This window comes from Phaeobacter sp. B1627, assembly GCF_006265095.1.
Classification (GTDB): Bacteria; Pseudomonadota; Alphaproteobacteria; order Rhodobacterales; family Rhodobacteraceae; genus Epibacterium.
In genome coordinates, this window is the sequence record NZ_VCNK01000004.1 from 62,529 (window position 1) to 76,271 (window position 13,743).

The 13,743-nt window shown below is 60.5% G+C and carries 17 protein-coding genes; 2 read left to right on the plus strand and 15 right to left on the minus strand.

Features of this window, described 5'->3' with window-relative positions; translation table 11 throughout:
- Positions 1-39: 39 nt before the first annotated feature.
- Positions 40-177: an entericidin gene (locus tag FGE21_RS02550; RefSeq protein ID WP_139661398.1), complete on the minus strand. Its 138-nt coding sequence runs from the start codon at positions 175-177 to the stop codon at positions 40-42.
- A 2-nt stretch (positions 178-179) separates the two neighbouring features.
- Entirely contained in the window at positions 180-677 is a 498-nt protein-coding gene (locus tag FGE21_RS02555; protein ID WP_139661400.1) for a hypothetical protein, read from the minus strand.
- Between the two features lie 200 nt (positions 678-877).
- Between FGE21_RS02555 and FGE21_RS02560 the strand changes: the two genes are divergently transcribed.
- Positions 878-1,465, plus strand: a complete 588-nt coding sequence (locus tag FGE21_RS02560; RefSeq protein WP_139661401.1) for an exopolysaccharide biosynthesis protein — start codon at positions 878-880, stop codon at positions 1,463-1,465.
- 263 nt (positions 1,466-1,728) lie between these two features.
- On the opposite strand, the gene FGE21_RS02565 is transcribed toward FGE21_RS02560, so the two are convergent.
- From FGE21_RS02565 to FGE21_RS20580, 3 genes are read right to left on the minus strand one after another with little or no spacing between them, the layout of a single operon-like run.
- Entirely contained in the window at positions 1,729-3,546 is a 1,818-nt protein-coding gene (locus FGE21_RS02565) for a sensor histidine kinase (RefSeq protein ID WP_139661403.1), read from the minus strand.
- Between the two features lie 41 nt (positions 3,547-3,587).
- Positions 3,588-4,145 (minus strand): RNA polymerase sigma factor, encoded by a 558-nt coding sequence (locus tag FGE21_RS02570; RefSeq protein WP_139661404.1) that lies wholly within the window; start codon positions 4,143-4,145, stop codon positions 3,588-3,590.
- Entirely contained in the window at positions 4,142-4,489 is a 348-nt protein-coding gene (locus tag FGE21_RS20580; RefSeq protein ID WP_370285384.1) for a NepR family anti-sigma factor, read from the minus strand. Before FGE21_RS20580 ends, FGE21_RS02570 begins: the two co-directional genes overlap by 4 nt.
- On the opposite strand from FGE21_RS20580, the gene FGE21_RS02580 reads away from it, so the two are divergent.
- Positions 4,443-5,264, plus strand: a complete 822-nt coding sequence (locus FGE21_RS02580; RefSeq protein ID WP_139661406.1) for a response regulator — start codon at positions 4,443-4,445, stop codon at positions 5,262-5,264. The genes FGE21_RS20580 and FGE21_RS02580 overlap by 47 nt on opposite strands.
- Before the next feature lie 398 nt (positions 5,265-5,662).
- Here the strand turns inward: FGE21_RS02580 and FGE21_RS02585 are convergent, their stop codons facing one another.
- The 10 genes from FGE21_RS02585 to FGE21_RS02630 form a co-directional block, all read right to left on the minus strand.
- Entirely contained in the window at positions 5,663-5,824 is a 162-nt protein-coding gene (locus tag FGE21_RS02585) for a DUF1328 domain-containing protein (RefSeq protein ID WP_139661408.1), read from the minus strand.
- A 230-nt stretch (positions 5,825-6,054) separates the two neighbouring features.
- Positions 6,055-6,858, minus strand: a complete 804-nt coding sequence (locus FGE21_RS02590; protein WP_139661410.1) for an energy transducer TonB — start codon at positions 6,856-6,858, stop codon at positions 6,055-6,057.
- The gene (locus FGE21_RS02595) at positions 6,855-7,238 is read right to left on the minus strand and encodes a biopolymer transporter ExbD (RefSeq protein WP_139661411.1); all 384 of its coding nucleotides are present in this window, start codon (positions 7,236-7,238) and stop codon (positions 6,855-6,857) included. The genes FGE21_RS02590 and FGE21_RS02595 overlap by 4 nt, the downstream gene beginning before the upstream one ends.
- A 6-nt stretch (positions 7,239-7,244) precedes the next feature.
- Positions 7,245-7,622, minus strand: a complete 378-nt coding sequence (locus tag FGE21_RS02600) for a biopolymer transporter ExbD (RefSeq protein ID WP_139661413.1) — start codon at positions 7,620-7,622, stop codon at positions 7,245-7,247.
- A 6-nt stretch (positions 7,623-7,628) separates the two neighbouring features.
- Positions 7,629-8,594 carry a MotA/TolQ/ExbB proton channel family protein gene (locus FGE21_RS02605; RefSeq protein WP_139661414.1) on the minus strand — a complete coding sequence of 322 codons (966 nt, stop codon included), beginning with the start codon at positions 8,592-8,594 and terminating at the stop codon, positions 7,629-7,631.
- Between the two features lie 177 nt (positions 8,595-8,771).
- Positions 8,772-9,845 (minus strand): siderophore-interacting protein, encoded by a 1,074-nt coding sequence (locus FGE21_RS02610; protein WP_139661416.1) that lies wholly within the window; start codon positions 9,843-9,845, stop codon positions 8,772-8,774.
- Positions 9,846-9,867: 22 nt separating this feature from the next.
- Positions 9,868-10,650, minus strand: a complete 783-nt coding sequence (locus tag FGE21_RS02615) for an ABC transporter ATP-binding protein (protein ID WP_139661418.1) — start codon at positions 10,648-10,650, stop codon at positions 9,868-9,870.
- A 2-nt stretch (positions 10,651-10,652) separates the two neighbouring features.
- Positions 10,653-11,687, minus strand: coding sequence for an iron chelate uptake ABC transporter family permease subunit (locus FGE21_RS02620; RefSeq protein ID WP_139661420.1), 1,035 nt, complete (start codon positions 11,685-11,687; stop codon positions 10,653-10,655).
- Entirely contained in the window at positions 11,684-12,712 is a 1,029-nt protein-coding gene (locus FGE21_RS02625; protein WP_139661421.1) for an iron ABC transporter permease, read from the minus strand. Before FGE21_RS02625 ends, FGE21_RS02620 begins: the two co-directional genes overlap by 4 nt.
- Positions 12,702-13,706 (minus strand): ABC transporter substrate-binding protein, encoded by a 1,005-nt coding sequence (locus FGE21_RS02630; RefSeq protein WP_139661423.1) that lies wholly within the window; start codon positions 13,704-13,706, stop codon positions 12,702-12,704. The genes FGE21_RS02625 and FGE21_RS02630 overlap by 11 nt, the downstream gene beginning before the upstream one ends.
- Between the last annotated feature and the right edge of the window lie 37 nt (positions 13,707-13,743).

Sequence of the window (13,743 nt, forward strand, 5' to 3'; positions counted from 1 at the left end):
GTCGGGGCTCTTTGACGCCATATCGGCGGCTGCGGATCTCTATTCGCCGTTTTGAACGTCCTGAGCTTCCTGTTCAATTCCCGCGCCTAGGGCGGCGACATCTCGACCCAGGCCTTCGGTGGTTTCGCAGGCAGACAACACAACGACTGCGGCTATCATGAGGCTGAAAATACGCATGTTTACTTCCCTGTTTTGATCTTGTCGGCGACGTGGCCTGCAAAAGCGTCAATCATTGCAGAATAAAACACATCGCTCGTCACGGTGAGAGAGGACGCATCGGTTCCCTCGGGGAAATAGACATTGGCCTGATCTGCCGTCACGGTCAGCGTGTAGCGTTGGTCGTCCTTGCTGCCCGGCAAGTCCACGGAGACATCACCCTTCAGGACGGAATCCGCGATGCCCAGCTCGGCCTCGAACCCGGAGGCGAGGGACAAGGTGTCGATTTCGATGTCAATGTCAGCGGCGTCCTTGGCGTCTGGCTCCGCGATCTGGTTCACAAGTTGCGCCGCGAGTGCGGTTTTCAAATCGCTCTCGAGTTCGCCCCAGACGGCAACAGCCTTTGAATTCTCAAGGGCGCTGATATCTGCCTCGACCTCAATGTCCTGGACCAGAATCGAAGCGCCGGCGGCGGTCGCCATGGATAAAACGAGGGCGGTGGTTCGGATCAGATGAGTCATCGTTCGGTTCCTTGCTTGTCTTTGCAATATCCTCTTGGGATCTGACCAGAGAACGGCCGAGACGCCGAAAGGTTCCTGATTTGACAACAAAAAATACACCGACCGCACGTCGCGGCGCGCCACAGGCCTGACGGGGGCGGAACAATGAGCCAACCGGCGCGTTTGATGGTCAGACCGAACTTTGCAAGAAAACGGATCCCATGGCACATTCAACGCACGCCGTCGAAGACGTACTCGACAAAACAGAAGAGCTGCTGGACGGAGAAAAGGACTATCTGCATGTCTCCGAACTGACGGAGGAGTTGGGTCTGAAATCAATCGCGGCGGTTCTCGTTGCACCCTCTCTTGCCGTTGTTTCCCCATTGAGCGGCGTGCCCCTGTTTTCCTCGGCCTGTGGTATGATGATTGCGCTTGTGTCCGGGCAAATGCTGATGGGACGCGAAAACCTTTGGCTGCCGGACTTCCTGTCCCGCCGGGCAGTGTCAGCGAGCGCCGCCCACAAGGCGACTCAGGCGCTGCGTCGCGTGGCCTCTTGGATGGACCGTCTTTTCAAAAAACGGTTTCAGCCCCTCCTGTCGCCGCCGTTTGTCCGACTTATCCAGGCGATTTGCATGCTTTGCGGCCTCGTCATGCCGTTTCTTGAAGTCTTGCCCTTCACCTCCTCTATTCTCGGCGCTGTGGTTGCATTGCTTGCCGTGTCGATGTTGACCGGAGACGGATTGATCGCGCTTGTAACCGTGAGCTTTCTTGTCCTCGGCGTAGGTGGGGTTGCGTTCCATTTTTGGTAGGGACGTCGCCAGCCGGTCCCAGTGGTGTGATCTCGTAGCGGATCGGGATAACAGCGGCCACGCCGACGTTGCCGCCGAGCATGTCTTCAACGTCTGCAGCGTCGCAGGCTATTGCCGCAGAGATCATCGGGCTCAGCCCGAAATCGTTCCTTGATATATAGGAGGGCGCCCTTCGCGGTGGGAAAGGGCCGAGTGCGACGCACCCGGCCCAAACGCATGTATACGCCAGGCCGGGCGTCACCGGTGGATAGGAAATGTGTCGCCTAAAGCGTGTCCTCAACGCCGGATCTGTCGTGATTTTCGGGCTCGAACGGCATGACGTCAAACGTGAGACTGACAGAATAGCTGTCGTCGGTCTCATCAAAGATCGGGTTCCCCTCCAATTGCCGGGCAAACCCACGGATCAACTGACTTCCCAATCCGGTGCCTTCGTCCTCCGGCGCAATGGTGTCAGATGTGGAGTTGGCAATGGTCAGCGTAACCTTCTCATCATCAAGAACTTTCAGGGACACGCGGACCCAGCGCCGGCCCATTTTGTCAACGCCGAGATATTTCAGCGCATTGGTCGCCGCCTCGACCGCGAGCAGGGCAAGAGGCACTGCTTGGTCCGGATAAAGAACGATCGGGTCGAGTTCCATATCGATCTGCGGCACCGGCGCAGTGGTCGGGGCAAGGTCCGTCAGGGGGCGAACCACATCGCGCAACAGGTCATTCGCCTGCACACGCCCCAGTTCGGAAGCCTGATAGAGCGTCTGATGGACTGTGGCCACACTCGTGACCCTGCGGTTCACGGTCTTCAGCGCGGCTGCGGTCACCTCGTTTCGGGTGCGCCGAATCTGCATGCTGATGATCGACGAAATCAGTTGCAGGTTGTTCTTCACTCGGTGATGCAGCTCCTTCAGCAACACGTCCTTGTCATGCATCGCATCAAACAGGGTTGCCTCATCCAAAAGCAGCTTTTCGGCCATCTGTTTGAATTGATCTTCGATCACCTCCAGCTCTTTTGGCATGTAGGAGCCTGCGGTCGTTGCCGGCAGCGTGCGTGACTGGGCGAACTGGCGCATCTGCAGGCTGATGGCCCGAAGATATCGAACAACCTGACGATCCAACGCGACGTAGATCAGGACCAGGCTGACCAGCCACATCAGGATCGGAAACAACGCCGGTGTCAGCAAAAGCTGGTTGAGCGCGCCGGGCGCTGACGGTGCATGTCTGCTTTCCGGATCCCAACTGCCGATGACGTAGAATCCGCTGCTGAGAACCGGAACGATTGAAAACAACCGTCTCTGTCCCGCGGCGTTTTCTGTTTCGATCCGGCGCGGGTTGAGTTCGATAAGCTCCTTCAGGCTGATGGTCGCGGGCAGACGTTCCCGCGCCGTTTCGCGCGCGCCTGAGGCGCTCAGGATGTCGCCCTCGGCGCTGATGGTGACCAGGTCGATGGGACGGTCCCCCAGCTTGACCTGGAAGTTCTGGTCGATCTTGTCGTGCGGTGCGTGGATGATCTGATTGCCGATAAAGGTGTCGTCGCGATCAAAGACAGGCTCGGATAGAATGAGGACAGCATCGCCTGCGACCGGCCCGACCGGATTCACCCGAACCTGGCGTTTTGGGCTTCGCATCCACGAGGCAAAGTCCGGATTCTCCGAATAGTCGATGGTCAAATTCGCAGAGGCACAGTCCATGACGCCATCAGTGGGCAAAAAGCCCGCAAAACTATACCGCTCGGACATGGCATCGACAAAATTGGCCATCAATGACTTGCACCGCTCCAGATCGTCGGTCAGCTCCGGCAAGGTCAGCGCCAGCGTCTCGGCCGCTGTGAAAGCGGATTTGATGACCTCGCGCTCTTCCTGCGCGAATTCAGCTGTCAAAGCCTGCAGGCTCAGATTGTTCGATGCGGTCACTTCGTTTTGCAGCCGCACAGTCTGATCCACGGCAATAAGACCAAGCGGAACGAGGGCCCCAGAGAGCAATATGGCAAGTCGAACGGACAGGTTGCGCGTCCAGGCGAAGCGTCTGGACACGTCGGATTCGGAACCGTCACTTTGGGGTGACGAAAAATGCGATGGTTCTGTGTGCATGGGGTCCTGCTTGGATGCGCGCGTCCGGAAAGTCATCCAGTTCACGCAGCGGTCCCACCGCTCGCTGAAACCACGGCATGGGTGGCCGCGTCTGTCAGCTCCATTCGGTCATGGGCATTGATCTGCATCTTGAGGGCCAGCGCTTCGCGTCCGCGATTGAGACGGCTTTTGATGGTGCCGACCTTGACGCCGCACACCTCGGCGGCCTCTTCGTAGGAGTATTGCAGAACACCAATCAGGGTCAGCACTTCTCGTTGTTCTGCGGGCAGCAGGTTCAACGCCGCGCGAAATTCGGCCAGTTGCAGGCGACCGTCATGTGCAGGCTTCACGGAAATGCTCTCGGTTATGGAACCGGTGGAATCCTCGACTTCGCGCACGGCTTTGCGGCGGTTGGAGTAGAAGGTGTTGCGCAGGATTGTAAACAGCCAGGCCCGCATGTTGGTGCCTTCCTGAAACTTTTCCAGGTTGGTCCAGGCTTTCAGGACAGTGTCCTGCACCAGATCGTCGGCAGCAGCGTCATTGCGGGTCAGACTCATGGCGAAGGCCCGGAGCACCTTCATATGACTGATCAATTCAGCCTTGGCGTCCTGTCTGTTCATCCCTCGGCCTCCGGGCGGCGGAGGGCGGAACCATCAGCGCCATCGGTGACCTGGATTTTGTCAAGGCGATCGAGAAGGTCCATAAGGTGCGGCGGCAATTCTGCGTTTGCATCCTCTTCGAAAACCTTCTTCAGGTTTTCGTCGATGAGGCTATCCCATGACTGTTTTTGTGGCCGGTGTGGCATTCGCTTCTCCTGCAACGTCGGTACTGTCGCCCGCAACTTATTTTGTGTATCATGGAACAAACGCGATTGGCGCACGTTTGTTCCATGGAATATTGGTGACAGGAGAAAAAAATTGTCGACCCCCACCACAGGACAAGCCCTGACTCTGTCGGACCTCATCGCTCCTCATCTGCCTTACCTGCGCCGTTACGCGCGGGCCTTGACCGGTGCCCAGCAGTCCGGAGATACATATGCCGCCTCAACGCTTGAGGCGATCCTCACGGATCCAACTTGTTTCGAAGCGCGCGATCTCGGAGGGAAAGTCGCCCTTTTCAAAGTCTTCCACAGCCTTTGGGGCAGCTCCGGACAACCCGTCGCCGAATATGACGACGGCCCGCGTGCGCGTGCCTTGCAGCACCTTGCCGCATTGACGCCGAACACCCGCGAAGCGCTTTTGCTGAATACCGTGGAGTCGTTCACCGTCAGCGAGATCTCGCAAATCATGAGCATCGAAGCCGAAGAAGCGGCGCGTCTGATCCAACTTGCCCGCGATGAGATGCAGCAGGCGGTCACCGGCAAGATCATGATCATCGAGGATGAAGCTATCATCGCGATGGATCTTGAGGGCATCTGCACCATGATGGGCCACGAAGTCACGGGGATCGCGCGGACGCGCTCCGCCGCTGTGACGTTGGGGACCGAGGACAAACCGGACCTCATTCTGGCGGATATTCAATTGGCTGATAATTCCAGCGGGATCGATGCTGTGGCTGATCTGCTGGAAACAATCGGCGATGTTCCGGTTATCTTTATTACGGCCTTCCCGGAGCGCCTGTTGACCGGCGAGCGACATGAGCCGGCTTTCATGATCGCAAAACCCTATGTGCCCGATCAGGTTATTTCGGCAATCAGCCAGGCGATGTTCTTTGCATCCACAGATACGCTGACCAGTTGAAGGAGCGTCCTTGTCCCGGACGCGTCCGGGGCAGACCGCAGATCTTGCCGACGGTCTCGCTATGGCCCTGTGGACTATGATCAATCTGTGAACTCTGATTAAGAAGCCCTGCACACCATCGGTCTGCAGGGCTTCTTCATGGATGCAGGCGGTCTTACGAGGCAGTTAAAGCCCGCAGCATCCAAGCCGCTATTTCATGAGATGCCGCGCTTGGCGAGGCGAGGCCACCGGGACCAGACCGGCGCGGGGTTTCTGCACGTGCATCGCGCAGCCCGCCGTCAATCGCTGCAATGTCTCGCCCTCGTCTGTTTCAAGCGAGGCATTTTAAGGTGTGACGCCCGGTACGGGTGTCAGGTCGCCTCCTCATTAAATGGGCCACGTGTTTGCAGGAGCGCCTGTTACCGCCGAACCGCGCGGAACACCAATGCGGCCACGAACAGCACCAAAAAGATGACAAAGAGGATTTGAGCGATCCCGGCAGAGGCGCTGGCGATACCACCAAAGCCAAAGACGGCTGCGATCAAAGCGATTACCAGAAATGTCAGTGCCCAACTCAGCATGGCATGTCTCCTTTACCGATTAAAACATCCTGCGTGTTGCAGGCTTCGGGTAGGCAACGGCTGGCGGCTGGATTTGTTCCACACCGACGTTCGGGTTTCCAATCCTGGCAGGCAACCCAGTGCGTTTTTGGTTGTAGGCCAAGCGTTGATCTGGGTTGCCCGCGCTAGATGTAGGCGGCGGTTTGAGATCAAACCGTCGTCGGTCGATCATTGCATCGCCGATGCGAACCTCAATTGAAGTTGATGGAGATCGCAAATTGGAATTTTGACCCAGGCAGGCCATCGGGGGCTTTGGGAAACCGTTTGGCGCTGGAAATCGCGCGCAAGGCGGCCTGATCTATGGTCGGCACACCGGACGACCGCACCACGCCATAGCTCACCAATTGACCCTGCCGGTTCACGGAGAGGCTGACGGTAACGGAACCTTTTTCCCGTGTCGGGCGCTTGCGGCGCTCTATGCGGGAGCGGATCTTTGCGCCCCAGACGGCCTGTAGTTTTGCCTGCTGGCCTTTGGACGCTGTCGACGTGCTGGAGGTTCCGGATATTCCTGCTTGCGAACTTCCGCCAGATCCTGCCGCGCGTTGTTCCGCTCGTCCGGCAGATGCCACCTTGGCTTTCTGAGCGGTAGCGGGAACCTCTTCTGGCTCTGGCTCTGGCTCTGGCTCTGGTTCGGGGGGCGGTGGCGGCGCGGTCTCAGTATCGATCACAGGCTGCACAACATCCTGTGGCGGCGCCATTGACAGACGAACCTCTGCACGCGGTGCCGGTGTGGCATCGAGCTGAGGAAGCTCCGGCGGTGGTGCTTCGGTATCGGGTGTTTCCAGAACATCCTGCTCGATTGGCGGCGTTTCGGGGGGCTGCTCCCACCGCTTCACCATTTCCCGGACGGTCGGCGCAGCCCCCGCAAGAGACATGATGTATTCGCCACCGACGCCGCCGGCCTCGCTGCCCTCTTCCGGCAGGCTCGTGAACATGGCGACATGGGCCGCGACCGCAAGTGCACAGAATATGGTGGCTTCGAACCAGCGCTTCATTTCGGGCTCACCACCAATTCGACCCGGGCAAATCCTGCAGCCGAGAGGTCCTTCAACAAGGCCGCGGCCTTCGCCGCCTCCAGGGCGCTGTCGGCCCGCAGTTGCAGGACAGCATCCGAGGCTGAAACCTGCGCCAGGCGGGCAAGCGCCGCGTCGCCCTCAACCCCGTCAAATGACAGCCGACCGGTCTTGTCGACATAGAGTGTCGCTTCGGCTTCGACAGGCGCATCAAGATCCGCCGTCGGGGGCGTGATCTCGAACGGATCCGGTTGCGCAAGCCGGGAGGTCATCAGGAAAAAGATCAACAGAAGGAAGACAACATTGATCATTGGAACGATTGATTCTGCGCGCGGGCGGCGGGGGGCATCTGTCAGGTCCATCGCCGATCACTCCACCAATACCACCGAGGTATAGCCCTCGGATTTCAGCATTTCTGTCAGGGTTACAATCCGCTGCAGGGTCGCACCGTCTTTGCCCCGCAGGATCAGGACATCGGCTTTGGTCTCGATCAGAGGCGACAGCTCAGCGCCCAAAGCGGCTTGGGGCACGGGACGGCCGTTCAGGTATATCTGTTCCGGAGCCACATCGATGAGCCGTGGCGGACCGCTATAGTCGCCTCCGCCCGCCGCCAAAGGCAGGGGCAGCGCCGAGTCGACGCCAAACCGGGAGGCCAGCATAAAGAAGACCAACAACAGAAAGACGACATCGATCATCGGTGTCAGGCTCGGCTTGCGCGGAGGTCGGGAGGGAGTGTCGAGCAACATTGCCGATCATTCCGCCGCAAGACGGATATTCTGCGGCGCTTCGCTGACGAACAGCCGGGTCGCACTGTCCTCCACATCCCGCCGGATACGGTCGATCACCGCTTCGAACCAGGTCAGCGCGGCAGAGGCCGGGATGGCGACCGCCATACCCGCCGCAGTGGTCAAGAGCGCCTCCCAGATGCCGCCCGCGAGCATGGAGGGATCTGCTTTGGAGCCGGCTGTCTGCAGGGCCTGGAAGGCTGCGATCATGCCAAGCACTGTGCCCAGCAAACCGAGAAGTGGTGCGATGGTCGAAATCAACTCAAGCGCCCCCAGGCCGCTGCGGGCCGATCCCAGCTCGCGTTTGGCAACTCGGGCCGTCTCTTCACGGGCGTGGTGATCGGGCAGGGAGCGCAATGCAGAAAGCGCCGCGTAGACGACCTTTGAGCGCACGCCGCGACGTCCGGCCACGAGCGCAACGGCGCGATCTGCGTCCCCGGCTTCGTAGGCGGCGACCGCTTTGCGGGCCTTGCCGCGCGACCAGGCGCCAATCAAGGCCAAGCGCCAGATTTTCCACAGGATCAGCGCCAGGGTGATGACGGACAAGGCCGCGATCGCCCAGATTGACGGACCACCATTGCGCAGGAATGTTTTTGCGGTCTCCAGGGCGTCCAGCGCGCGATCCTGCATGTTTTCCGGGGTGATCTCGACTGCAACAGGCTCCGCCGCTGCGGTGACGTCCGGGACCGAAGCCGAGGGGGCGGGTGACACGGCCGTCTCCTCTGCGGTGGTCGCCGCGGTGGCCGGCACAGTCACCTCGAGGTCTGTTTCCAGTGGCGTATCAGGGACTTGTGGCTGTTCGGGCGCGGTGGGCGCCACGAGCTCTGTCGCGAGGCTGGGAACGGGGGACAGGCCGCTGTCGGGGGCTGTTGTCTGGGCTTGGGCAAGCACTGGCAGCAGGAGGAATGTCGTCAAAAGAAGGGGCGTTTTCATATCGGGCTCCGGGTCGCGGCAAGTGGCTCTGGTCTGCACGGCGAGTGACAGGAATTGGGACGCTGGCAGATAGGCTTGGCTACACGACACACCTGGGATAGGGAGAGGCCGCGATTGGCTACAGGAGGCGGTGACCTCCGGATCTGGCGCTTAATTTAGCATAGTATTTTTGTCAAGTTAAGCCTGTGTGCCGGAACTCGCCGGGCGAGTCCAGTAGGCTGCGATGTAGTGGTCTTTGGAGTTGATGCCGCAGGCTTTGATTTGCGCCCGGAGTTTCTGCGTTGCACTTTTTTCGGACGCAAACCAGATCATGTGATCCGCAAACGCAGCCATCTCTGCGATTGCCACATCTCCGAGATCCTGCCCTGAGTCCGCCGGGTGGTGGATGACTTCGATCCCCGCATGGTCCGGCAGCGGGTAGCTCTTGCTGTCGGGGCATGTATGCTCCAGCACCGCGCGTCCACGGGCTGTCGGGGGCAATGCCGCAAGGATTCTGGCGACCGCAGGGAACCCGGTTTCGTCGGAATAGATCGTGATGGATTCTGTCTGCGGAATGCCGCCGCCGCCAGGGCCGGTCAGGCCGACGCGGCTGCCGGGGGTCACGCTGCGGGCCCATTCCGTGGCCCGACCGCCGTCATGTTCGAAAATGTCAAACACCAGGCGCCCGGATTCCGCGTTCAGGTCGCGCACGGTATACACAGGACGGTGCAGCGACGCTGCTCCCTTTGGCCAGACGGTTGCGCCGGTCTCCGACTGATACGGCCATTCGGGATAGGCGAGGTCAGGAGCGGGCAGCGCCAGTCGGAAATGAATGGCGTCGGTGGTGAAATGGGCCAGATCCTCGGCCTGGCATACAACGCGCAGAAAACCGCCCGGAAGCTGGCTGACGTCTTGAACCGTGATGAACTGAAAATTCGGCGGCAGGCATCCCGCACTGTCCCCGGCATCCGACCACAATATTTTGCTCGCGGTATCAGGAGAGAGATGCGCGATTGTGTCGCTGAGACTTTCCTTGAGAACATAGAGCCAGTCAGCCCGGGTCGATCCGACCAGAACAGAACTGTCGGCGCCCTGACGTACAAAGCTGTAGTTGCCATAGGCAGTTTCGATCTGAATTTCCTGATCAGTGTTGGTGATCAGCGGCAGGTCGTGCTCTTTGGCCATGGACAGGATCGTCGTCCGGACCGTGGCAAATGGCAGGCCCGGCAGCCGGGACTGAGTGTCGAAGGAAAAACGGTCTTGCATGGACATGATCAGGCCTCTTCAGCTTGTTTCAGCTTGGAATGATGTGCGGGGTGCCGTGGTTGGGGTCGGCTATAATGGTGCAGGGCAAATCGAATACTTCATTCATCATGGCGTGGGTGATGACCTGCTGCGGCGGGCCTTCACTGTGGATGTCGCCGCCGCGCAGGGCGATGACGTGATCGCAGTAGCGGGCGGCGAGATTGATATCGTGCAGGACCATGGCAACCGTGCGCCCGGTCTCGCGGTTGAGCCTGCGCACAAGGTCCAGCAGCTCGATCTGATGCGGCAGGTCGAGATATGTGGTGGGTTCATCCAGCAATAGGATCTGAGTATCCTGTGCCAATGCCATCGCAATCCACGCCCGCTGGCGCTGCCCGCCCGAGAGGGTGTCGAGCAAACGATTTTCCAATCCCTCCATCCCGGTCGCAGACAGAGCGCTCGCAACGGCTGCGGCATCTTCGGCCGAATGCTGGCGCCACGCGGATTGGTGGGGGGTGCGTCCCCGCAGAACGAGATCCCGCACGCTCAGGCCTTCTGGTGCAATCGGCGACTGGCCCAGAATGGCCAGCCTGCGGGCCACCGATTTGCTGTTCTGGTCAGCGATACTCTTGCCGTCGAGAATGACCTGGCCGTGGCTGGCCTTTTGCAGCCGCGCGAGGCTGCGAAGCAAGGTGGACTTGCCGCAGGCATTGGGGCCGACGATGGCCGTGACCGCGCCATCGGGGATCGCAACCGAGAGGCTGTTCAGCACGGTCGTCCGCGCGAAGGTGACGCTCAGATCACGGGCGCTGATACGGGAGTGGTCAGCCATGTTCAGAGGGCTCCTTTGCGAAACTGTGCGACGAGCAGCCACATCAGGACCGGTGCGCCGATCACGGCGGTGAACACGCCGGCAGGCAGCTGCACGATGGGAATAAGCCGGGCCGCTGTGTCGGCTCCCAGCGTGACGAGAGCGCCGACCAGCGCCGCTGCCGCGAGTACGGGGGCGCCGGTTCCCAGGATGCGGCGAGCCACCGGACCCGCAACAAAGGCAACAAAGGGAAGGGGGCCTGCAACACTCACGGCGAGGGCGGCCAGCAATACCCCGGTGCAGGTAATGAGCAGCCGCAGAAGGGGAAGGCGAAAGCCGAACCCGCGCACGATGTCATCAGGCAGGACAAGTCGGTTCAGTGGGAACTGAAGCCAGAGGATGAGCGGCGTCAGCACCGCAAGGCCGCCCCAAATCAGAGCCGCATCATTCAGGCTGCGGGCATTGAGCGATCCGGTCAGCCATTGTGCCATGTCAGCGGCGCGTCGTTCATCTGTCATGCTCAGCAACAAATCGCTGGTCGCGCTCAGGGTCAGGCTTGCACCGATACCGACCAGGATCAGGCGGTAGGGATCCAGCGCGTTCTCCCGCCGAGAGTCCCAGGCAAGCGCGAGTACCAGCGCCGCAGTCAGCAAGCCGCCGAGCAATGCCCAGGGCAAAACCAGCCGGGCAGAGCCGAAGATCAGGATGGCCAGCACGGCGCCACAACTTGCACCCGCGTTGAACCCGATCACATCGGGCGAGGCCATCGGGTTGCGGAGCATCGATTGGAACATGGCACCTGACAGACCCAGAGCGGCCCCGGCACCGATCGCAACCAATATGCGCGGCAGGCGGTGATCAAGCAGGATCATCCGCGTGATAGTGTCCATCTCGCCCAGCAATGCAGTCCCTAAATCGGCGGCCCCGACCGGGAAACTCCCCAATTGCAAGGCACCGAGTCCGGCGGCAATCACCAGAAGGGCGAGGCCGATACCGGTGGTTAGATTGCGCCTTGAGACCGGCATGGAAAAGGACCCCAGACGGAGAGGGAAAGTCATAGCTTGCGCACTCCTTTGCTGCGGACCAGCCAGATCAAGACCGGGCCGCCCAGGATTGCGGACATCACGCCCGCCTGCATGTTACCGCTAAAGACAGCCGACCGGGCAACTATGTCTGCGACACCCAGCATCGTGGCGCCATACACGCCGCTGAAGAGCGCCAGCCAGCGCATATCCGGGGGCGCTGTCGCACGGGCCAGATGCGGAACAATCAGTCCCACAAACGCAATGGGGCCTGCCATGGACACGGTCGCGGCACATAGAACAACGATCGCGCACCCTGTCAGCAACTGTAAAAGCCCGACGCGGACGCCCAACCCCTGGGCGGTGTCTTCGCCCAATTGCAATGCGTTGAGGCCAAATCCTGCGGCAAATGCGAGGAACAGCCCGATGGCAATGAAAGGAAGCAGCGCGGTGACCATGTCGGAGGTGACATTGTCAAATCCCCCAAGCACCCAAACGCGGTACACTTCCAGCGAGGACCGGCTGACCAGCAGCAAGCCCCGGATCAGCGCGAAAAACAAAGCGCTCACGGCGGCGCCTGCAAGGATCAGTCGCCCGGTGCGTGACGGCGCATTGCCCCCGAGAATGAACACCAGCACTGCCGCCAGGGCGGCACCAGAGAGGGCGCTCCAGAAGAATTGCGCCGGATCGGTTATGCGCAGCACAAATGTACACAGCACAACCCCGAGCGCAGCCCCCGCATTTACCCCCAGAAGCCCCGGATCCGCGAGTGGGTTGCGTGTGAGCGCCTGCATCAATGCGCCAGCAACGCCGAGGCAACCTCCGCACAGAAGGGTTGCCGCTATGCGGGGCACACGGATCTGGCGCACGACAATATGATCGGGAGAGTCGGGGTCAAAAGCGACGAGGGCTTGCCACACCTGCTCCCATGACAGCGACCGTACCCCAAGGCGCAGGGCGACCACAGCGGTCAAGCCAACTGCAAGGACACCCAGCCCCAGCCAAAACAAACGGTGAAACTGCGCCCGAGGGGGCGCCATTGTGCCGGTCTCAGTGGCCATCGGTCACGCCTCGGGCCAGGAGCCCGGCCTCTCTGGATGAGGTCACTTCGGTGGCGGGGTCCCCATCCATCGCCTGTTCGAGAAGGGGCACAAGCGTGTCGAGGGCGTATTCGATGCTGAGCGGGCTGGAGTGGGACAGTGCTGAGGTCAGCATCAGGCCGGAATATATCTCTCGCCCTTCGAGATAGGCCCGCATGAAGCGGCGGAGCGGCAAACGGTTCAGACGCGCCACCGATCCGCCCCCGTCGAGCCAGAGCAAAACGTCCGCGTCGATCGGCGCCAGGTCTTCCTCTGGCACGATGTAGTAGGATTGGTTGAGCCCCCGGTAGGCAAGCACCGGTTCTGTCGGCACAAAACCGAGTTCGGCAAGGAATTTACCGCGAATGTCGTGCTGCGTATAGGCACCGATGGTCCCGGCCCAGACCATCAGCCCGGTCGCCCCCTGCCAGCTGGGGTGGTTTTGACGAAGCTCGGCGAAACGCTGTTCCAGACCGGCAACGATCTCCTCGGCCCGTTCGCTGCGTCCGGTGGCCTGGCCAAGGCGCAGCAGCATCTGCTGCCATGTCATGCCGTAGTCGCCGCTGCCGGGAGCGGTCGCGACGGTTGGTGCTATTTCTGAAAGCAGGGCGTATTCGCGCGCCGACATCCCGGACCATTGGCCAACGATCAAATCAGGGTCCATTGCCGCAATGGCTTCGATGTCGATTTCGCCTTGCATCACGATGGGGGTGCCGTCGCCCAAAGCCTCCTGTGCCCATGGCCAGACCCCATACGGAAAGGCGCCATACCATTTGCGCAGTGCATAGGGCACCACCCCAAGCGACAGCAGAAAGTCATGGCCGATGAAGCTGAGGGATACCACGCGGGTCGGCTCTGTTTCGATCCTGGTGACGCCAAAAATATGTTCGATCTCGACTGGAAACGCCTGCGCAATACCCCTGTTGGGCAGCAGCGAGACGGCGCAGAGGCACATCAGTATGAACAGGTGACGCATCAAAGGATCTTTGTGAGATATGGAGAGAAGAGGGGGA

What these genes read in the sequence shown, in the direction of transcription:
- FGE21_RS02610 (WP_139661416.1), bottom strand. Translation starts at nt 9,845, where the DNA reads ATGTCCATGCAAGACCGTTTTTCCTTCGACACTCAGTCCCGGCTGCCG.
- FGE21_RS02585 (WP_139661408.1), bottom strand. Translation starts at nt 5,824, where the DNA reads ATGCTGAGTTGGGCACTGACATTTCTGGTAATCGCTTTGATCGCAGCC.
- FGE21_RS02555 (WP_139661400.1), bottom strand. Translation starts at nt 677, where the DNA reads ATGACTCATCTGATCCGAACCACCGCCCTCGTTTTATCCATGGCGACC.
- FGE21_RS02605 (WP_139661414.1), bottom strand. Translation starts at nt 8,594, where the DNA reads ATGAAAACGCCCCTTCTTTTGACGACATTCCTCCTGCTGCCAGTGCTT.
- FGE21_RS02600 (WP_139661413.1), bottom strand. Translation starts at nt 7,622, where the DNA reads ATGTTGCTCGACACTCCCTCCCGACCTCCGCGCAAGCCGAGCCTGACA.
- FGE21_RS02570 (WP_139661404.1), bottom strand. Translation starts at nt 4,145, where the DNA reads ATGAACAGACAGGACGCCAAGGCTGAATTGATCAGTCATATGAAGGTG.
- FGE21_RS02560 (WP_139661401.1), top strand. Translation starts at nt 878, where the DNA reads ATGGCACATTCAACGCACGCCGTCGAAGACGTACTCGACAAAACAGAA.
- FGE21_RS02630 (WP_139661423.1), bottom strand. Translation starts at nt 13,706, where the DNA reads ATGCGTCACCTGTTCATACTGATGTGCCTCTGCGCCGTCTCGCTGCTG.
- FGE21_RS02615 (WP_139661418.1), bottom strand. Translation starts at nt 10,650, where the DNA reads ATGGCTGACCACTCCCGTATCAGCGCCCGTGATCTGAGCGTCACCTTC.
- FGE21_RS02550 (WP_139661398.1), bottom strand. Translation starts at nt 177, where the DNA reads ATGCGTATTTTCAGCCTCATGATAGCCGCAGTCGTTGTGTTGTCTGCC.
- FGE21_RS02565 (WP_139661403.1), bottom strand. Translation starts at nt 3,546, where the DNA reads ATGCACACAGAACCATCGCATTTTTCGTCACCCCAAAGTGACGGTTCC.
- FGE21_RS20580 (WP_370285384.1), bottom strand. Translation starts at nt 4,489, where the DNA reads ATGAGGTCCGACAGAGTCAGGGCTTGTCCTGTGGTGGGGGTCGACAAT.
- FGE21_RS02620 (WP_139661420.1), bottom strand. Translation starts at nt 11,687, where the DNA reads ATGACTTTCCCTCTCCGTCTGGGGTCCTTTTCCATGCCGGTCTCAAGG.
- FGE21_RS02595 (WP_139661411.1), bottom strand. Translation starts at nt 7,238, where the DNA reads ATGGACCTGACAGATGCCCCCCGCCGCCCGCGCGCAGAATCAATCGTT.
- FGE21_RS02625 (WP_139661421.1), bottom strand. Translation starts at nt 12,712, where the DNA reads ATGGCCACTGAGACCGGCACAATGGCGCCCCCTCGGGCGCAGTTTCAC.
- FGE21_RS02590 (WP_139661410.1), bottom strand. Translation starts at nt 6,858, where the DNA reads ATGAAGCGCTGGTTCGAAGCCACCATATTCTGTGCACTTGCGGTCGCG.